The organism is Saccharothrix variisporea (genome assembly GCF_003634995.1).
GTDB lineage: Bacteria > Actinomycetota > Actinomycetes > Mycobacteriales > Pseudonocardiaceae > Actinosynnema > Actinosynnema variisporeum.
In genome coordinates, this window is record NZ_RBXR01000001.1 from 2081791 (window position 1) to 2100820 (window position 19030).

Annotated in this window: 13 protein-coding genes; 9 read left to right on the forward strand and 4 right to left on the reverse strand. The window is 71.5% G+C overall.

The annotated features are described in order from the left end of the window. Positions 1-5: 5 nt before the first annotated feature. A complete protein-coding gene (locus tag DFJ66_RS08990; protein ID WP_121219756.1) occupies positions 6-1652 on the reverse strand; it encodes an acyl-CoA dehydrogenase family protein in 1647 nt (548 codons plus the stop codon). A gap of 83 nt (positions 1653-1735) precedes the next feature. Between DFJ66_RS08990 and DFJ66_RS08995 the strand changes: the two genes are divergently transcribed. Further along, complete coding sequence (locus DFJ66_RS08995) at positions 1736-2458, forward strand: PaaX family transcriptional regulator C-terminal domain-containing protein (protein ID WP_121219758.1); 723 nt, start codon at positions 1736-1738, stop codon at positions 2456-2458. A gap of 415 nt (positions 2459-2873) precedes the next feature. On the opposite strand, the gene DFJ66_RS09000 is transcribed toward DFJ66_RS08995, so the two are convergent. After that, positions 2874-4775 (reverse strand): family 20 glycosylhydrolase, encoded by a 1902-nt coding sequence (locus tag DFJ66_RS09000; protein WP_121219760.1) that lies wholly within the window; start codon positions 4773-4775, stop codon positions 2874-2876. Between the two features lie 221 nt (positions 4776-4996). On the opposite strand from DFJ66_RS09000, the gene DFJ66_RS09005 reads away from it, so the two are divergent. Then, positions 4997-6193: a cysteine desulfurase-like protein gene (locus DFJ66_RS09005; protein WP_121219762.1), complete on the forward strand. Its 1197-nt coding sequence runs from the start codon at positions 4997-4999 to the stop codon at positions 6191-6193. Between the two features lie 119 nt (positions 6194-6312). Next, positions 6313-7332, forward strand: coding sequence for a family 2 encapsulin nanocompartment cargo protein polyprenyl transferase (locus tag DFJ66_RS09010; protein WP_121219764.1), 1020 nt, complete (start codon positions 6313-6315; stop codon positions 7330-7332). On the opposite strand, the gene DFJ66_RS09015 is transcribed toward DFJ66_RS09010, so the two are convergent. After that, positions 7316-8470, reverse strand: coding sequence for a glycoside hydrolase 5 family protein (locus DFJ66_RS09015; RefSeq protein ID WP_211351032.1), 1155 nt, complete (start codon positions 8468-8470; stop codon positions 7316-7318). The genes DFJ66_RS09010 and DFJ66_RS09015 overlap by 17 nt on opposite strands. A 20-nt stretch (positions 8471-8490) precedes the next feature. Beyond that, positions 8491-9513, reverse strand: a complete 1023-nt coding sequence (locus tag DFJ66_RS09020; protein ID WP_121219768.1) for a LacI family DNA-binding transcriptional regulator — start codon at positions 9511-9513, stop codon at positions 8491-8493. A 136-nt stretch (positions 9514-9649) separates the two neighbouring features. Between DFJ66_RS09020 and DFJ66_RS09025 the strand changes: the two genes are divergently transcribed. From DFJ66_RS09025 to DFJ66_RS09050, 6 genes are read left to right on the forward strand one after another with little or no spacing between them, the layout of a single operon-like run. Then, positions 9650-10927, forward strand: a complete 1278-nt coding sequence (locus DFJ66_RS09025) for an ABC transporter substrate-binding protein (RefSeq protein WP_121219770.1) — start codon at positions 9650-9652, stop codon at positions 10925-10927. Position 10928: 1 nt separating this feature from the next. Beyond that, positions 10929-11807, forward strand: coding sequence for a carbohydrate ABC transporter permease (locus tag DFJ66_RS09030; protein WP_121219773.1), 879 nt, complete (start codon positions 10929-10931; stop codon positions 11805-11807). After that, complete coding sequence (locus tag DFJ66_RS09035) at positions 11804-12646, forward strand: carbohydrate ABC transporter permease (RefSeq protein ID WP_121219775.1); 843 nt, start codon at positions 11804-11806, stop codon at positions 12644-12646. Before DFJ66_RS09030 ends, DFJ66_RS09035 begins: the two co-directional genes overlap by 4 nt. A gap of 22 nt (positions 12647-12668) precedes the next feature. Then, positions 12669-14006, forward strand: coding sequence for a discoidin domain-containing protein (locus tag DFJ66_RS09040; RefSeq protein ID WP_246029649.1), 1338 nt, complete (start codon positions 12669-12671; stop codon positions 14004-14006). Between the two features lie 11 nt (positions 14007-14017). Then, positions 14018-18262: a glycoside hydrolase family 38 N-terminal domain-containing protein gene (locus DFJ66_RS09045; RefSeq protein WP_211351034.1), complete on the forward strand. Its 4245-nt coding sequence runs from the start codon at positions 14018-14020 to the stop codon at positions 18260-18262. Continuing rightward, the gene (locus tag DFJ66_RS09050) at positions 18259-18993 is read left to right on the forward strand and encodes a DUF7158 domain-containing protein (RefSeq protein WP_121219781.1); all 735 of its coding nucleotides are present in this window, start codon (positions 18259-18261) and stop codon (positions 18991-18993) included. The genes DFJ66_RS09045 and DFJ66_RS09050 overlap by 4 nt, the downstream gene beginning before the upstream one ends. Positions 18994-19030: the final 37 nt, after the last annotated feature.

Below are 19030 nucleotides of genomic sequence, written 5' to 3' on the forward strand. Positions count from 1 at the left end.
AAAACCTAGGAAGAAGCGCGGTCCAGGACGGCCGTGAAGTCGGTGCCGGCGGGCAGGGTGCCGAACGCGTAGCCGCCGCCACCCAGCCGAGAGGCGCAGAAGGCGTCGGCCACGGCGTTCGGGGCGTGCCGGACCAGCAGCGACGCCTGCAACGCCAGGGCCATGCGCTCCACCAGGTGACGAGCCCGGACTTCGACGTCGGCCGGCGCGGCGAGGGCCGCCGCGATGTCGTTCACCGCCGCGTCCAGCCTGGGGTCCGCGCCACGAGCCAAGGACAACTCCGCCAGCAGCGCCTGGGCCGCCTCCGGCTCCTTGCCCAGCACCCGCAGCACGTCGAGGGCGTTGACGTTGCCCGACCCCTCCCAGATCGAGTTCAACGGGGCCTCCCGGTAGAGCCGGGGCATGCCCGAGTCCTCCACGTACCCGTTCCCACCCAGGCACTCGAGCGCCTCGGCGGCGAACATCGGCGCGCGCTTGGTCACCCAGTACTTGCCGATGGCGGTCGCGATCCGGCGGAACGCCCGTTCGCCCTCGTCACCCCGGATGGCCCGGTCGGCGGCACCCGCCAGCCGCAAGGTCAACGTCGTGGCCGCCTCGGACTCGACCGCCAGGTCGGCCAGCACGTTGCGCATCAACGGCTGGTCCACGAGCTTCGCGCCGAACGCGCTGCGGTGCCGGGTGTGGTGCAGGGCTTCCACGAGCGCCTTGCGCATGAGGGCCGCCGAGCCGGAAACACAGTCCAGCCGGGTGCAGTTGACCATTTCGATGATGGTCTTCACGCCCCGCCCCTCGGCACCGACCAGCCAGGCCACCGTGCCGTCGAACTCCGGCTCGGAGGACGCGTTGGACCGGTTGCCCAGCTTGTCCTTCAACCGCTGGATGCGGAACACGTTCCGGGTGCCGTCGGGCAGCACGCGCGGCACCAGGAAGCACGACAGGCCGCCGGGGGCCTGGGCCAGCACCAGGAAGACGTCGCACATGGGCGCGGAGGTGAACCACTTGTGGCCGCGCAGGGTGTAGACGCCGTCTTCGCCGGTCGGGGTGGCGACGGTGGTGTTGGTGCGGACGTCCGAGCCGCCCTGCTTCTCGGTCATGCCCATGCCGGCCAGCAGGCCCCGCTTCGACGTGGGCACGCGCAGGCCCGGGTCGTACACCCGGCTGGTCAGCAGCGGCTCGTACACCGCCGCCAGCGCCGGCTCGTGGCGCAGCGCGGGCACGACCGCGTAGGTCATGGCCATCGGGCAGCCGTGGCCGGCCTCGGTGTGACCCCAGGTCAGGAGGCCGGCGTAGCGGGCGACGTGCGCGCCCGGCCTGGTGTCGGCCCACGCGGAGGCGGCGTTGCCCTCGGCCACCGCGACGCGCATCAGGTCGTGCCAGCTGGAGTGGAACTCGACCTCGTCCACCCGGTTGCCGTAGCGGTCGTGGGTGCGCAGGACCGGTTCGAAGGTGTTGGCCTCGGCCGCCCAGCGCTGGGCTTCCTCGCTGCCCGCGTGCCGGCCCAGCCGGCGCAGGTCGTCCTCGAACCACGCCGCGCCCTCGCGCCGCAGGCCCTCCAGCAGGGCGGCGTCCGCCGAGGCGTCGTAGGGCGCGAGCGGCGGCGGCTGGTTGGTGACCTCGTGGGTGGCGGTCGGGGTCGTCAGCGGCAGGACCATGTCCTCAGTATTACGCTCTCAGCACAGCCGCAGCAAGACTGTAATACCGGTAGGATGACCTTCCGGCGGAGAGGGAGGCGTGCGTGACGCAGGAGCTCCGGCTGCGACCGCTGACCGCGCGCTCGGTGGTGCTCAGCACCCTGCTCGGCGCGCACCCACCGGAGCTGCCGGTGCGCGAGCTGGTCCGGATCGCCGCCCTGTTCGGCATCAACGACACCGCGCTGCGCGTGGCCCTGACCCGCATGGTCTCCGCCGGCGACCTGCACCGCACGGACGGCACCTACCGGCTCAACGAACGCCTGGTGGACCGCCAACGCCGCCAGGACGAGGGCGTGGACCCCAGCACCACCACGTGGGACGGCACGTGGGAGATCGTCGCCGTCACCGCCACCGGCCGCAGCCCCGCCGACCGCGCCGCCCTCCGCGCCCGCATGACCGCCCTGCGCCTGGGCGAGCTGCGCGAAGGCCTGTGGCTACGCCCCACCAACCTGCGCCGCACGTGGACCCCGGACCCGGGCGTGCAACGGTTCACCGCCCAGCCGGAAACCCCATCCGCCACCCTGGCCCGCACACTGTGGGACCTGGACGAGTGGGCCGCCCACGGCCGCGCCCTCCTGCACCACTTCCGCGCCGTGGACCAGCCCGTGGACCGGTTCACCACGGCGGCGGCCATCGTGCGCCACCTGCTAGCCGACCCGATCCTGCCCACCCCCCTGCTCCCCCGCCCCTGGCCCGCCGACGACCTGCGCGTGGCCTACCGCGCCTACCAACGCGAACTGGCCGCCCTAGCGTCGCTGCCGGGCTGAGGGCCCCGCACCCCTCTCCCCGCGCTCACTCCCTCGCCGCCCACCCAAACCGCGCGCCGCCCACCCAAACCGCGCGCTGCCCACCCAAACCGTGCGCTGCGCGCTCTTCCGCGCGCAGCGCCGCGTTCTTCCCGCGCGCAGCGCGGCGTTCCTTCGCGCGCAGCGCGCGGTGGTGTCAGCCACAAGTGGAGGGCCTCGGTTCCCCCACCGTATGGCCCGCCCGAAGGGCTACCACAGATTCTCCGGGTGCAGCCGAAAATCTTGTGAGGAACGAGCAAGATTTTTAGCGGCACCCGGAGAATCTGTGGTTGGCTCCGCCGGGTCATGCGGTGGGGGAACCGACGCCCTTCACCCCCCATCGGTGGTTCGCCGCCGGCAGGCGCTCTTAATCTTGAGAGCGCGCAGCGCGTCGGCCCTAAGCTCCGTAAACCTCGAACTCGTACAACGAGAACCCCCAAGAAGTCGCGCGAGCGGTGCCCTGAACCCGCACGTACCGACCCGACCCGGCCAGCCCGGTCAAGTCGTCGACCCCACCGTCCCCGCCGGTCACGGTCCGCAGGGTCGTCCACGAAACACCATCCACAGAGGACTGCACCAGATAACCCCGCCCGTAAGCGGTCTCCCACGACAGCTTCACCCGCCCGACCTGCCGGGTGACCCCAAGATCCACGGTGATCCACTCCCGATCGGTGTACGCGCTGGACCACCGCGACCCGTAGTCCCCGTCCACCGCGTTCACCCCCGGGAACGCCGGGGTTTCCGTGCTGGACACGGTCACCGGCTTCCCGAACGCCAGGTTCCCGGGCTGCGCCGACGACGGCCACGCCGGGTTGCGCCCGATCACCGCGATGACGGACGTGAACGCCGACCACGTCGACACCAGCTTCGGCGAGCCCCACGTCTGCTGGGCCAGCATCCGCAGCGGGTCCCGGATGCCGGACGCGATCTGCGCCTCGGTCTCCCCCGCCGGGTAGTCGCACCACACGTGGATCTTCGAGCCCAGGTTGCGGCTCTGCGAGGCCGAGTTGAGGGTCTGGTTGCCCTGGAAGACGTTGGTGTTCCAGGTTTCGTAGCCCCACGTGGTGTTCGGCCGGCCGACGCTGCCGTTGTACAGCACGTAGTAGGTCGGGTCCCAGCTCTCGTTGGAGATCAGGTGCCCGTTGTCGACGTGCTGCTGCGGCGTGAGCCCGTACTTGTACCAGAACTCGATGACGATGTTCGACTGCACGCGCACCGCCGAACCGCCGTGCAGACCGTCGTTCCACGCCCGGGTGGTCTTGCCCGCCGCGCGCACGATCCCGTTGGCCCAGTTGACGAAACCGAGGTAGGCGTCCTTGGCGTTGGCGGTCGAGCCGTAGGTGGCGCGGGCGTAGGTGAGCAGTTGCGGGTAGGACGCGTAGTCCGTCACGTACTCGTCCGCGCCGATGTGGAAGTACGGGGCTGGGAACAGCGGCAGGTACTCGTCGTAGATGTCCTTGATCAGCGTGTACGCGGCCGGCTTGCTCAGGTCGATGAACCCGTTGTTCACCTGGCCGCTGCTGCTCACCAGCTTCAGGTCGGGGTGCTTGGCGAGGATGGTGTCCATGTGGCCGGGCGCGTCGAACTCCGGCACCACGGTGACCTTGTACCGGGCGGCCAACGCGATCAGGTCGCGGACCTGCTGCTTGGTGAGGTGCTGCGCGGAGACGTACTCGGGGTGCTTCTCGCTCTCGATGCGGAAGCCGAGGTTGTCGGACAGGTGCAGGTGCAGGTAGTTCATCTTGAGGTAGGCCAACTCCTTGACGTGGTCGGCCAACCACTGCGGCGTGAAGTACTTGCGGCCGTTGTCGACCATCAGGCCGCGTTCGGGCTTGAGCGGCCAGTCGCGGGCCGTGCCCCGTGGGATGGTGGTGCGCTGCTTGAGCAGTTGCAGGACCGTGCGGGTGCCGTAGAACGCGCCGGTGTCCGTACGGGCGGTGATGACGACCCGGTCGGTGACGCTGAGCGCGTACCCCTCCTCGCCCAGCGCGGTGTCGGTGGAGCCGAGCCGGAGCACGACGTCCCCGGCCCGTGCTCCGGTGTCGGTCTGGGCGACCGGGTGGCCGAACCGGGCGGTGAGGTCGTCGGCGAACACGGCGGCGGTCGTCGCGAGTGCGGGGTCGCGGACGACGCGGGACGTGGCGGAGAAGGTGAAGTCGCCGGTCCCGCCGGTCCACTCGCGCAGGGCAGGAATGGTCTGCGGCTTGGGGTTGACGGCCTGCGCGGTGGCGGTGCCGGGTATGGCGGTCGACGCGGCGAGCACGGCAAGTGCCGCGCCGAGGGTGCGGAGAAGGGGCATGGAGGTTCCTTCCAGGCAGGGTGCTGGTCTGGACCAATTGCGCGGATCAGTGCACCCATCATGCGCACGCCGTGTCAAGAGATGCGCGGAAAGTGGCGCTAATTGCCACGTTCGGGCATACGAATGGCCCGAAGCGGGTCAACTCCGGGCCACCGTCACGCGTGAAGGGTCAGACCCCGCGATGCCGGCCGGGCGGCCGTGGCGCGTGCGAGAGTGCCCCCATGAGCTACGACGTCGACTCCGTCCGCGCCCACTTCCCGTCCCTGGCCACCGGGACGGCGCACTTCGACGGCCCCGGCGGCTCGCAGGTCCCGGCCGCGGTCGCCGACGCCGTCCGGGACGCCCTGGTGTCCCCGCTGGCCAACCGGGGTCGGGTGACCGCCGCCGAACGCGCCGCCGACGACATCGTCCTGGCCGCGCGGCACGCCCTGGCCGACCTGCTGGGCGCCGACCCGGGCGGTGTCGTGTTCGGGCGCAGTGCCACCCAGTTGACCTACGACTTCGCCCGGACCCTGGCGCGGACGTGGCGGCCGGGTGACGAGGTGGTGGTGACCAGGCTCGACCACGACGCCAACGTGCGGCCGTGGGTGCAGGCGGCGGAGGCGGTCGGGGCCGCGGTGCGGTGGGTGGCGTTCGACCCCGGGACCGGCGAGCTGGACGAGGTGCCGGTGACCGACCGGACCCGGCTGGTCGCGGTGACCGGCGCGTCCAACCTCATCGGCACCCGGCCCGACCTGCCGGCCATCGCCCAAGCCGTGCACGACGTGGGTGCGCTCTTCTACGTCGACGGCGTGCACCTGGCCGCCCACGAGCCGGTGGACGTCGTGGCGACAGGCGCTGACTTCTTCGTGTGCTCGCCGTACAAGTTCTTCGGTCCGCACTGCGGTGTGCTCGTGGCCCGGCCGGAACTGCTGGAGGGGTTGCGGCCGGACAAGCTGCTGCCGTCCACCGACGCCGTGCCGGAGCGGTTCGAGCTGGGCACCCTGCCCTACGAGCTGCTGGCCGGGGCGACGGCTGCGGTCGACTTCATCGCCGGCCTGGTGCCGGGTGAGGGCGACCGGCGATCCCGCATCACGGCGTCCATGGCGGCGGTGGCCGAGTACGAGGACGGGTTGCGCGCGGAGTTGGAAACGGGGTTGCTGGCGCTGCCCGGCCTCACCGTGCACTCGCGGGCGAAGCGGCGGACCCCGACCCTGCTGGCCACTTTCGCCGACCGCGACCCGGCCGACGCCTACCGGTTCCTGGCCACCCGGAACGTCAACGCCCCCGCGGGGTCGTTCTACGCCATCGAGACCTCCCGCCACCTCGGGTTGGGCGACCGGGGCGGGTTGCGCATGGGCCTGGCCCCGTACTCGACGGCCGCGGAGGTGGGCCGTCTGCTCGACGCGCTGGCCGAGTTCGGCACCACCCGGGGGTAAGCGGTACGCCGGAGTGGTGGACAGACAGCCTTGCCGGTTCGCGGAAGCATGGGTTGGGCCGAGGGTGACGGCGTGGTCGCCCGGCACCCGCCGTCGTCCCCGCAAGTGGTGGAGGTGCGATGACCGTCGCCCCGGCCCGGCCGGCGTCCGCCGTGCTGACCTGGAGTCGTGACCTGGTCCAACCCGCGCTCCGCGCCGCCGTGGACCGGCTGCCCGCGCCGATGCGCCGCATCGCCGGGTACCACCTCGGGTGGTGGGACCAGTTCGGCGACCCGGTGGACGCCGCCGGCGGCAAGGCGGTGCGGCCCGCGTTGGTGCTGCTGGCCGCCGAAGCGTCGGGGGCGCGACCGGACGACGCCGTGCCGGCCGCCGTCGCGGTCGAGTTGGCGCACAACTTCACGTTGCTGCACGACGACGTCCTGGACCGCGACCGCACCCGCCGGCACCGGCCCACGGCGTGGGCGGTCTTCGGGGTGAGCGCGGCCATCCTCGCCGGTGACGCGTTGCTGGCGTTGGCGGCCGACGTGCTGGCGGGGTCCGACCACCCGGCGGCGGCCCGGGTGCTGACCAGGGCGTTGCTGGACCTGGTGGACGGCGAGCACGCCGACCTGACCTTCGAACGGCGGCCCGACGTCGGGGTGCGGGAGTGCCTGGAGATGGTGGAGCACAAGACCGCTCCCCTGCTCGCGGCGGCGTGCGCGCTGGGGGCGACCTTCGCCGGCGCGCCGCCCTCGACCGTGGCGCACCTGCACGAGTTCGGTCGGCTGCTGGGCATCGCGTACCAGCACGTGGACGACCTGCTCGGCATCTGGGGCGACCCGGCCAAGACCGGCAAGCCCGCGCACACCGACCTGCGCAGCCGCAAGAAGTCCCTGCCCGTGGTGGCGGCCCTCGCCTCGGACACCCCGCCCGGCCGCGAACTGTCCACTCTGTACCGGCGGACCGCGCCGCCGAGCCCCGACGACGTCGTCCGCATGGCCGACCTGGTGGAACGGGCCGGGGGCCGGTCGTGGAGCCGGGACGAGTCGCGCCGCCTGCTGGACGAGGCCCTGGACCGGCTGGCCGACACCGCGCCCGCACCCCGCCCCGCCGCCGAACTGGCCGCGCTGGCGCACCTGGTGGTCAACCGCGAGCGCTGACGTGCGCGGGCTCGATCATCACCGGCCCTTCCTGGCGGCGGCGGACCCACTCGAGGTGGAAGGCGCTGCCCGGGGCGACCTCCGCCCTGCGATGGGGCTCGGTGAGCAGATCGACGGGGCAGGCCACTGCGGTCGGGCGGGCGGCGGCGGCGCGGGTGGTGCCCGCGAACTCGGCCAAGGCCTCGGCGGCGGGTTTGCGGCGGTGGTCGGTGGTGAACAGGCCCAGGTCGTACTCGCGGTCGGGGAAGTCCAGCAGGGAGCGGTCGATGTCGTGGGAGGACCACCACGTCACGCCCCACAGCGCCGGGTTGTCCGCCACCGCCGCCAGCGTCCCCCGCACGAACGCCGCCGCGTTCCCGGCCGGCACGTCCGGGCGCGGCACGCCCACCTCCTGCAACCACACCGGACGCCCCGGAGCCGCGGCGGCGGCCAGGGACACGAGGTAGTCGGCGTGGGTCAGGGTCGCCGGACCCAGCGGCCCGTCGATGCGCGATGTCCCGTTGAACACCCACGAGTGCACGGTGGTCAGGTCGCCCAGCTCCACGGCGTCGGCCGGGTGGAAGGGATGGTCCGGCGCGTACCAGGCGTCGTCGTAGACCGAGTACAGCGCGGCGACGCCCGGCGCGGCCTCGCGCACCACGTCCACCAGTTCCGCCGCCCACGCCCGCGACGCCTCCGGCGTGGCGGGGTTCGCGGGCCAGAGGTTGTTGACCTCGTTGCCCAAGGTGATGGCGAAGACGTTCGCCCGAGACGCCGCCGCCTCGGACACGTAAGCGGCGTAGGCGGCGATGCCGTCGCGCACGTCCCGATCGGTGAACACGCTGCGGCGGTGCCACGTCAGCACCCACGACGGCAGGAAGTCGAAGCTGGACAGGTGACCCTGGAGCAGGTCGACCGCGACCTCCAGGCCGAACTCGGCGGCGATGTCGAGGGTGGTCAGCAGGTCGTCCACCGGTCGCAGCAGCCCCCGGTTGGGCTGGATCCACGGCCAGATCGGGAACACCCGCACGTGGTCCAGGCCCAGGCCCGCCAGGTCGGCGAAGTCGCGGCGGACCGCGTCGGCGGAGAAGTCGAGCCAGCTGTAGAACCAGCCGGCGGACGGCACGTAGTTCGCCCCGAGGCGCAGGGAGGTGGTCACGCGCTTCAAACTAAACCGTTTTAGCGCCAGGACCAAGGGGCGGTGCTCTCCCGGACGGTCAGCCGGGGCGTCTCGGTCTTGACGTCCCGGGGCGCGTTCGGGTCCGCGAGCAGGTCCAACAGGGCCAGCGCCGCCCGTTCCCCGAAGGCGTAGGTGTCGCGGGACAGCGCGGTGATCGCGGGGTGGGTCAACTCGGTGAGCACGGAGTCGTCGAAGGACGCGATGGACACTTCGCCGGGCACGGACACGCCCATCTCCGTGGCCACGCCCAGCCCCGCCACGGCCATCAGGTCGCTGTCGTAGATGATCGCCGAGGGTCGATCGCGCCTGCTCAGCAGGTTGCGGGTGGTCGCCGCGCCCTCGGTGTCGCTGAAGTCGGTGTGCAGCGACTCCACGCCGGCCAGGCCGAGCCGGGCCGCCGCGTCCCGCAGCGCGCGGGTGCGCCGCTGGGTGTGCCGGAACTCCGGCGTGCCGGCGACGTGCGCGATCCGGGTGTGCCCCAGGGCCGCCAGGTACTCCACGATCGACGTCATGGCCTCGCGGTCGTCGGCCCACACGCTGCACAGGTTGCCGTGCCGGCCCGGTCCCCCGACCACCACGGCGGGCAGCAGCAGTTCGTCCACCACGTCGATGCGCGGGTCGCGGGTGCGCAGGTCGACGAGGATCAGCCCGTCCACGCGCTGCTCGGAGGCCCACCGCCGGTAGACGCGGATCTCCTCCTGCACGTCCTCGACGATCATCAGTTGCAACGTGATCGAGTGCGCGGACAGCCCGGCTTGCAGCCCGGACAGCAGCTTGGCGAAGAACGGCTCCACGCCCAGCGTGCGCGCGGGGCGGGCGATCACCAGGCCCACGGAGTCGGCGCGCGCGCCGCCCAGGGCGCGGGCCACGCTGTGCGGACGCCAGTTCATCTCCTCGGCCACGGCCAGGATGCGCGCCCGGGTGTCCTCGCTGACCCCGGGGCGACCGTTGAGCGCGAAGGACACCGCGCCCTTGGACACGCCCGCCCGGCGCGCGATGTCGGCGATCGTGGGTCTGCTCATCCGCCGGCCTCCGGTGTCCTGTTTTCTGTCCGGTCCCCGCCGGTCGGCGGTATTGACACCGTGATTCGCCGGCGGGGATAGTCCCGGCACTATACCGGTTTATCTGGTTCCTGCGTCAGAGTGGACGGGAGGGCGTATGCGCACGCTTCTGGCCCGGTCGGCCGTGTTCACGGCGACCGCGGTGGTGCTCGCCGGGTGCGGACTGGGCGGTGGCGAGTCCGGCGGCGAGGTGAAGGCCACCGGCGAGGTCAAGGGCGAGGTGAGCCTCCAGACCTGGGCGCTCAAACCGAAGTTCACCGACTACGTGCAGGGCGTGATCGACGCGTTCCAGGAGAAGTACCCCGGCACCACCGTGAAGTGGCTCGACCAGCCCGGCGACGGCTACGCCGACAAGGTGCTCAGCCAGGCCGCGTCGGGCGAACTGCCGGACGTGGTGAACCTGCCGCCGGACATGGCGCTGCCGCTGGCCAAGCAGGGCATGCTGCTCGACGTCGCCGCCAACGACGACAAGCTCCGCGCGGACTACGTGACCGGCGGCGTGAGCGCGTACGAGTTCGCGGGGCAGCAAGGCGCGTACGCCTACCCCTGGTACCTCAACACCGACGTCAACTACTGGAACGCGGACCTGCTGACGCAGAACGGGCTGGACCCGAAGAAGCTGCCGACCTCCGTGGACGACCTCATCGCGCAGGCCCGCGTGATGAAGGAGCGTTCGGGCGGGCAGATGTTCCTGATGAGCCGCAAGCCCGAACTGGGCGACCTGGCCAACGCGGGCGTCAAGCTGCTGTCCGACGACGGCAAGAAGTTCACGTTCAACACGCCGGAGGCGGCGGCCGTGCTGGACAAGTACCGTGCCGCGTTCGCCGAGGGCCTGATGCCCCGGGACGTGCTGACCGACAAGTACCTGGGCAACAGCGAGCTGTTCAAGAAGCAGCAGGTCGCGTGGACCACCGGCGGCGGCAACACCATCAACAGCATCAAGGTCGACAACCCGTCGCTGGCCACCAAGATCGTGCCCTCGGCGGCGTTCGGCACACCCCCGCTGTACGTGCAGGGGTTGTCGGTGTCGAAGAAGAGCAAGAACCTGCCGGCGGCGCTGGCGCTGGCCCGGTTCGTGACCAGCCCGGAGAACCAGGCCGCGTTCGCCAAGCTGGTGCCGGGCATCTTCCCGTCCACCACGGCGTCGGCGAGCGATCCGCAGTTCAGCCAGAGCGACGGCACCAACGCCGGCGACGCGAAGGTGCTGGCGTTCCAGGCGCTCGCCAAGGCGAAGCTGTTGCAGCCGCCGGTCGTCAGCGAGGCCATGGGCGACTACATCAAGCAGCAGATCTCGTTGGCCATCAACGGGGAGATCCCGTCGAAGGAAGCCCTGGACCGGGCCGTCGCCAAGTGCGACGAACTGCTGAAGAGCTGACATGCCCGCGCACCGCTGGTTCACCCCCTGGCTGTTGGTGCTGCCCGCCCTGGTGTGGCTGGCGGTGTTCAACCTCTGGCCGTCGCTGAACACGGTCGTGCTGTCGTTCACCAACGCCAAACCGCTGGGCGGCGGCACGTTCGTCGGCACCGCGAACTTCCAGCGGCTGCTGACCGACGATCAGCTGGCCGACGCGCTGCTCAACAGCGTGGTCTACATGCTGGTGTGCCTGCCGCTGCTGACGGTCCTGCCGCTGCTGCTGGCGGTGCTGGTGGAGAAGCGGCTGCCGGGCATCACGTTCTTCCGCACGTCGTTCTACTCGCCGGTGATCGCCTCCGCCGTGGTGGTGGCGCTGATCTGGAACTGGCTGCTGGAGGACCGGGGCGCGGTCAACGGCCTGGCGCAGCAGCTGGGGCTGGTGTCCGGACCGGTGCCGTTCCTGACCGACCGGTGGCTGCTGATCTTCAGCGCGATCGGGCTGACGGTGTGGAAGGGCCTCGGGTACTACATGGTGATCTACCTGTCGGCGCTGGGGAACGTGAGCCGGGACCTGCACGAGGCGGCGGCCGTGGACGGCGCGGGGCCCGTCCGCCGCTTCCTGTCGGTGACGGTGCCGGGGGTGCGCAACACGATGTTGTTGGTGACGGTGCTGATCACGGTGTCGGCGCTGCGGGTGTTCTCGGAGCTGTACGTGCTGACCAACGGCACGGGCGGCCCCGGCGGGCGGGACATGTCGGTGGTCATGCTGATCCAGATGTACAGCCGGGGCTTCACCGGTCACCTGGGGTACGCGTCCGCGCTGAGCATCCTGCTGTTCGTGGTGACGCTGGGGCCGATGCTGCTGTTGCTGCGCCTGAACCGGAAGGGGGCCGACGCGTGAGCCGGGGGTTCAACAGCGTCGGACCGCGCGAGAAGGTCCTGCGGTACGTGCTGCTGGCGTTCGTCCTGCTGATCACGGTCGGCCCGTTCCTGTGGCAGCTGGCGACGTCGTTCAAGGGGCCCGGCGAGGACATCTACACCGCCACGCCGAGGTTCCTGCCCGAACAGCCCACCCTCGGCAACTACGCCGAGGTCGCCCGCGCGATCCCGGTGTGGGACTACATCGGCAACTCGCTGGTGGTGGCGTTCCTGACGATCGCGGGCAACGCGATCGGCGCGACGCTGGCCGGGTTCGCGCTGGCCCGGCTGCGGTTCCGGGGCGGCAAGCTCGTGCTCGGGCTGATCCTGGCCACGCTGGTCCTGCCCGGCGAGGTCACGATCGTCTCGCAGTACGTGACCGTCCGCGAGCTGGGGCTGGCCGACACGCTGGTCGGCGTGGCCCTGCCGGGCGCGATCGGGATGCTCAACGTCCTGCTGATGCGAGCGGCGTTCCAGGCCATCCCGCGCGAGCTGGACGAGGCCGCCTACATCGACGGGGCCAACGCGTGGCAGCGGTTCGTCCACATCGGGTTGCCCAGCGTGCGCGGGATGCTCAGCGTGGTGGTGATCTTCGCGTTCATCGGGGCGTGGGACGACTTCCTGTGGCCGCTGATCGTGCTGACCGACCCGGAGAACTACACGCTCACCGTGGGTCTCCAGTACCTGAACTCGTCGTTCACGTCCAACCCGCGGGTGGTGGCGGCCGGGACGATGATCGCGTTCATCCCGATCGTGGTCGTGTTCGCCACGCTCCAGCGCTTCTTCTTCCGCGGCGTCGAAGAGGGCGCCATCAAGGGGTAACACACAACGGAGGTTGTTCCCTGTGAAAACAACGATACTCCGCACCGCCACAGCGTTAGCGCTGCTGGGCTCCACCCTGCTCGCCGCTCCCGCCGCCCAGGCGGCCACGTCCAAGCGGACCGTCGTCTACTACCAGACGCAGTACTACAACGGCACTTATGTGTCGCCGAAGCCCCTTGCGGACAATGGCGCTACAGACGTGTTGGTCGCCGCCCTGCACCTCAACGGCGACGGCACCGTGCACCTCAACGACCACCCGCCGGGTGACGCCCGGTACACCCAGATGTGGGCGGACCTGGCCGCCATGCAGGCCCGCGGTGTGCACGTGTCGCTGATGGTCGGCGGCGCGGCGCAGGGCTCGTTCCAGCGGCTGGACACCGAGTTCGACACGTACTACCCCAGGCTGCGCAACGTCATCAGCACGTACAAGCTGGACGGCGTGGACCTGGACGTCGAAGAGAACATGTCGCTCGCCGGCATCAAGCGGGTCATCGACGCGCTGCGCGCCGACTTCGGCTCGGGGTTCATCATCACGCTGGCCCCGGTAGCGCCGGCGCTGTCCGGCGGCGGCAACCTGTCCGGCTTCGACTACGAGCAGCTCGAACGCGACCGGGGTGCCCAGATCAACTGGTACAACGCGCAGTTCTACTGCGGCTGGGCGTCCCTGTCGAACACCACCGCCTACGACAACATCATCCGGCGGGGGTTGTTCACGCCGGACAAGGTGGTGGCCAGTTCGCTGACCCACCCGTCGTTGTGCGGCGGGTACGTGGACGTGACCACGACGTTGAAGTCCACCATCCAGTCGCTGGTGCAGAAGTACCCGACCTTCGGCGGGGTCGCGGGGTGGGAGTACTTCACCTCCAACCCCGGTGGCACGGCCCGGCCGTGGGAGTGGGCGGCTCTGATCTCGTCCTACCAGCAGGGCGGCACTCCCCCGTCGACCAACCTCGCGCTGAACAAGCCTGCGACCGGGTCGAGCGCGTGCAACTCGAACGAGGGCCCGGCGAAGGCCGTGAACGGCAGCGTGTCGGGCGGGAACAGCGACAAGTTCTGCTCGCTGGTGTCGTCCAAGTGGCTGCGGGTGGACCTGGGCTCGGCGCAGACGGTCGGCAGCTTCACCGTGCGGCACGCGGGAGCGGGCGGCGAGTCGACGTCGTACAACACCAAGGCGTTCACGATCCAGACGTCCACCGACGGCACCAACTGGACCACTCGGGTGACCGTCTCGGGCAACACGGCGAGCGTGACCACTCACCCGATCACGCCCGTCAGTGCGCGGTACCTGCGGCTGAACGTCACAACGCCCACTCAGACGAGTGACCCGGCGGCCCGCATCTACGAGTTCGAAGCTTACTGAGGAGTGCAGTGGTGACGCGGATCCTGTCCATCGAGTCGACCGACCTGTTCATCGGGACCGAGGACCAGCCCCGGCAGGTGGTGCGGGTCACCGTCGACCGAGGGGCGGGGTCCGCGGCGCTGCCGGTCGAGGTGACCGGCGAGGGCGTGCGCGGGTCGGGTGTGGTGGAGGCCGGTAGCGGGGAGGTGGTGGTCGAGGTCGGGGTGGTCGCCTCCGCACCGGTCGGGGCCGAAGTGCGGGTGACTGCTACTGCCGGCGAGTCCACTGTGGATGGTGTGGTCACGGTGGAGGAGACCGGGTGGCGGATGTTCCTGGTCTCGCACTTCCACTACGACCCCGTCTGGTGGAACACCCAGGCCGCCTACACGCAGACGTGGGAGCTGCAAGGCAACGACGGCACCACCCGGCCGGTGTGGGAGCACAACGGGTTCAACCTGGTCCGGGCGCACCTGGACATGGCGTTGTCCGACCCCGATTACGCGTTCGTGCTGGCGGAAGTCGACTACCTGAAGCCGTTCTGGGACGTGCACCCCGAGTACCGGCAGGTGCTGCGCGACCTCATCGCCGAAGGGCGGGTCGAGGTCATGGGCGGCACGTACAACGAGCCCAACACCAACCTCACCGGGTCCGAGACGACGATCCGCAACCTGGTCTACGGCGTGGGCTACCAGCGGGACATCATGGGCGCCGACCCGCGCACGGCGTGGCAGCTCGACGTGTTCGGGCACGACCCGCAGTTCCCCGGGCTGGTCGCCGAGGCCGGGCTGACCAGCACGTCGTGGGCGCGCGGGCCGTTCCACCAGTGGGGGCCGCTGCTGACCAAGTTCAACGAGGCCGGCGGGGACGCGGCGACCATGCAGTTCCCGGCCGAGTTCGAGTGGATCTCCCCGTCCGGGCGCGGGGTGCTCACGCACTACATGCCCAACCACTACTCCGCCGGCTGGTGGATGGACTCCTCCGCCACGCTGGAGGAGGCGTGCGGCAAGGTCTACGACCTGTTCCGGGCCGTGAAGCCGGCCGCCGCCACGCGGAACACGCTGCTGCCGGTCGGCACGGACTACACGCCGCCGAACAAGTGGGTGACGTTGATCCACCGCGAGTGGGCGGCGCGGTACGTGTGGCCGAAGTTCGTGTGCGGGACGCCCCGGGACTTCTTCGCCGCCGTGCACGAGGAGCTGACCGCGCGCGGGATCGAGCCCAGTCCGCAGACGCGGGACATGAACCCCGTCTACACCGGCAAGGACGTCTCCTACATCGACACCAAGCAGGCGCAGCGGGCGGCCGAGGTGGCCGCCACGGACGCCGAGAAGCTGGCGGTGTTCGCGTCCGCGTTGGGGCTGGGGTCGTACCCGGAGGCAGCGCTGGACAAGGTGTGGCGGCAGCTGGCGTACGGCGCGCACCACGACGCCATCACCGGGTCCGAGTCCGACCAGGTGTACATCGACCTGGTGTCGGGGTGGCGGGAGGCGCACGACCTCGCCGTGGACGTCCGGGACCGGGCGATGTCGGCGATCCTCGGGCGGGTGGACACGTCCGGGGTGGGGCGGGCGGTGACGGTGGTCAACACCTTGGCGTTCGCGCGGGCCGACGTCGTGCGGGTGACGGTGCCCGGGGCGTCGGGGCTGCGACTGCTGGACTCGTCCGGCGCGGTGGTGCCGTTCGTGGCCGAGGCGGTCGGGGAGTCGACGGTGATCGCGTTCGTCGCCACCGACGTGCCCGGTATGGGCTGGCGGACGTGGCGGTTGGAGGCTTGCGAGGACGCTCTGCCGGTGTGGGAGGCGGGGTCGGGGGTGGCGATCGCCAACTCCTACTTCGCCGTCGAGGCCGATCCGGCGCGGGGCGGCGGGCTGCGCAGCGTGCGCGAGGTGGTGTCCGGGCGGGAGCTGGTGCGGGCCGGGGAGGTGGGCAACGAGCTGCGGCTCTACGACGAGTACCCGCAGCACCCGGAGTTCGGCGAGGGGCCGTGGCACCTGCTGCCCAACGGGAACGTGGTGTCCTCGGCGGCGTCACCGGCGGAGGTGCGGGTGCTGCACAGCCCGGTGGGCAGCCGGCTCGTGGTCGTCGGGCGGGTCGGGGACGTCCGGTACGAGCAGCGGATCACGCTGTGGCACGGCGTGGACCGGCTCGACCTGCGCACCCGCGTGCCGGAGTTCACCGGGTCCGACCAGTTGCTGCGGGTGAAGTTCCCGCTGGACGTGCCGGGCGCGCGGCCGGTCAGCGAGGTCGGCGGCGCGGTCATCGCGCGCGGGTTCGCCCTGCCGGACTCCGACACGGCCGTCGCGCCGTGGACGCTGGACAACCCGGCCAACACGTTCTTCGGGCTGAGTTCTACCGCCGCGCTGCGGCTGCGGTCTCCGGACGGTTCCGAGCTGGGGCGGGCGTCGATCGCCGTCGCCGAAGTGGTCGTGCCTGCGCTGGGTGACGCCGCGCCGCTCGCGCGGGAGCTGGTGGTGGCGTTGGCGCGAGTCGGGGTCACGGCGACCACGTCCACGGCCGAGGGCGCGCGCTACGGGTGGCTGCGGGTGGACTCGAACCTGCCGGACGTGCGGATCGTGCTGGGCGGCCCGGACCGCAACCCGATCGCCGCCGAGGTGCTGGACGCGGCCGGACGGGAGGAGCTGAAACGGCAACTGGACGCGCGGGGCGCGGCACGGCTGTTCGTGCCGGCGGCGTCGGCGGTCGAGGAGGCGTGGCAGCCCAACGCCGACCTGCGGTCCTTGCGGGCCTTGCCGGTCGTGGTGGTGGACGGGGTGGACGACGCTGCGCTGTCGGGTGAGATCGCCGCTTTCGCCGGCGAGTTCGCGGTCGGGGACGCCGACGTGACCGCCGTGGAGGTCGGGTCGACGCGGCTGCTCGACGCGCACACCGTCGGGCTGCTGTCCTACGGCATCCCCGGCTTCGCCGTGGACCCGTCGGGCGCGCTGCACCTGTCGCTGATGCGGTCGTGCACCGGGTGGCCGTCCGGGATCTGGCTGGACCCGCCCGTGCGGCGCGCGCCGGACGGGTCGGCGTTCCAGTTGCAGCACTGGACCCACGACTTCGACTACGCCCTGGTCAGCGGTGCCGGCGACTGGCGGCAGGCCGACCTGGTGGCACGCGGCCAGGGGTTCTCGGCTCCCCTGCACGGCCGGGTGGTCGAGCCGCACGCCGGTGACCTGCCGGCGTCGCACGCCCTGCTGACGGTGTCGCCGGAGCGGCGGGTGCAGGTGCAGACGGTGAAGCGGGCGGGCAACCCGAGCGCGGTCGGGTCGGTGTCGCAGGCGTCGGGCATGACCGTCCGGTTGGTGGAGACGACCGGGCGTCCGGTGACCGCGACCGTGTCGTCGGTGGTGCCGTGGACGGCCGCGCACACGACCGACCTGGTGGAGCAGGAGCGGCGGGCGTCGGTGCTGGTCGACGGGCGGGTGGTGGTGCCGCTGGACGGTGCGCAGATCGCCACGGTGGTCGCGGACGTGCCGTTGTCCGGTGGTGGCGTGCTGGGGGCGTCGGCGGAGGTGGCTCAGCCGGTGTACGCGCGGTACTGGCTGCACAACCGGGGGCCGGCGCCGATGGGGTTCTTCCCGGTCAGCGTGACCGTCTCGCCGACCGTGCTGACCGGTTCGTCGGTTTCCGTGACCGTTGCGAGCCAGGTGGCGGCGGAGTTCAGCGGGACGGTGCGGGTGGTCGTGCCGGACGGGTGGAGCGCGACACCTTTGCTGCGGCCGATCACGCTCGCGCCCGGCGGGCACACCACGTTCCCCCTGGAGGTCGTGCCGGCGGGTGGGCCGGGCTTGTACTTCGTCCGGGTGCAGTTGGAGGTCGGCGAGGACCTGGTCGAGGACGTGGTGAGCGTGCTCGTGCCCGGCGGCCCGCTGGACGAGGTCGTCCCCCCGCCGCCCGGCCCGGAGATCGACCACGGCAAGCAGATCGAGGGCACCACCGCCACCTCCGGCCGGGTGACCGGGCTGCGGGTGACCGGGGTGGACGAGCGGGTCGTGGTGGCTCCCGGCGGGCGGGCGGTGGTGGCGGTGGCGCTGGCCAACGACTCGTCGTCCGGGGTGGACGGTGAGGCCATGCCGGTGAGCCCGTGGGGGACTTGGGGGTTCGTCGGGCCGCACGCGCGGGGGTTCAGCGTGCCGGCGGGCGGGACCGGTCGAGTGGAGTTCGAGGTGGACGTGCCGGTGGACGCCGAGCCCGGGACGTGGTGGGGGATGGTGAAGCTGATGTGGTTCGGGCGCGTGCAGTACACCCCGGCGATCCGGCTGGAGGTGCGATGAACCACCACCACCCTTCGACCAAGGAGGCCGCCGCGCGGGCTCAGCGGGAGGCGGCGGTGATCGGCTGGGTCGAGGACGTGCCCGTGCCCCGAGCGGCCTTGGACGCCCGCCTGGCCGCTCTGCGAACCCGCCCCGGCGCGCTGCCCAAGCCCGGCACCAGCGAGGACCGGCAGTTGGTCCGGTGGACCGCGCACGTGCTCCTGACCGAAGAGCTGTGCCGGCGAGAAGCGGCGGCCCGCTCGCTGCCCGTCACGGGTCACGAGCCGTTGGACCCGGTGGCGGCGGTCCAGTTGGGATCGATCGGTTCGGCGGCGTGGCAGTCGTGCCCGGAGGTGGGAGCCGTGTTCGCGGCGGTGGTCCCGCCGGTGTCCGTGGTCGACGCCGGTCCGGTCCGCCGCTGGTGGCGAGTCCGATACGGCGAAAAACTGGCCCCGATCGGGTGGACCACACTGGACGACCTCCCCACCCCGCTGGCCGACGCCCTCCGTGTTGCCCCGTTGGGCACCCTCGTAGGCCCGGTCGAGCACGGCGGCCGGCACCACTACGCGGTTGCCGACGAGCACGAGGACCGCCCGGTGGACGAGGACTCACCGAGCCGAAGGTCGAGGGGCACCCGCCTGCGCGAATTCAGCCGCTGGCTGGACCACCGCAGGGCAGCGGCAGTACGCACAGCCCCCGGCTTCGAACACCCCGGCGACCCGACCCAACCGGACTGCACCCACCGCCACTGAGGCCAGGGACTCGGCGAGGTGGCCTGGCGCGAGGCGA

What these genes read in the sequence shown, in the direction of transcription:
- DFJ66_RS09050 (WP_121219781.1), top strand. Translation starts at nt 18,259, where the DNA reads ATGAACCACCACCACCCTTCGACCAAGGAGGCCGCCGCGCGGGCTCAG.
- DFJ66_RS09030 (WP_121219773.1), top strand. Translation starts at nt 10,929, where the DNA reads ATGCCCGCGCACCGCTGGTTCACCCCCTGGCTGTTGGTGCTGCCCGCC.
- DFJ66_RS09005 (WP_121219762.1), top strand. Translation starts at nt 4,997, where the DNA reads ATGAGCTACGACGTCGACTCCGTCCGCGCCCACTTCCCGTCCCTGGCC.
- DFJ66_RS09020 (WP_121219768.1), bottom strand. Translation starts at nt 9,513, where the DNA reads ATGAGCAGACCCACGATCGCCGACATCGCGCGCCGGGCGGGCGTGTCC.
- DFJ66_RS09025 (WP_121219770.1), top strand. Translation starts at nt 9,650, where the DNA reads ATGCGCACGCTTCTGGCCCGGTCGGCCGTGTTCACGGCGACCGCGGTG.
- DFJ66_RS09000 (WP_121219760.1), bottom strand. Translation starts at nt 4,775, where the DNA reads ATGCCCCTTCTCCGCACCCTCGGCGCGGCACTTGCCGTGCTCGCCGCG.
- DFJ66_RS08990 (WP_121219756.1), bottom strand. Translation starts at nt 1,652, where the DNA reads ATGGTCCTGCCGCTGACGACCCCGACCGCCACCCACGAGGTCACCAAC.
- DFJ66_RS09010 (WP_121219764.1), top strand. Translation starts at nt 6,313, where the DNA reads ATGACCGTCGCCCCGGCCCGGCCGGCGTCCGCCGTGCTGACCTGGAGT.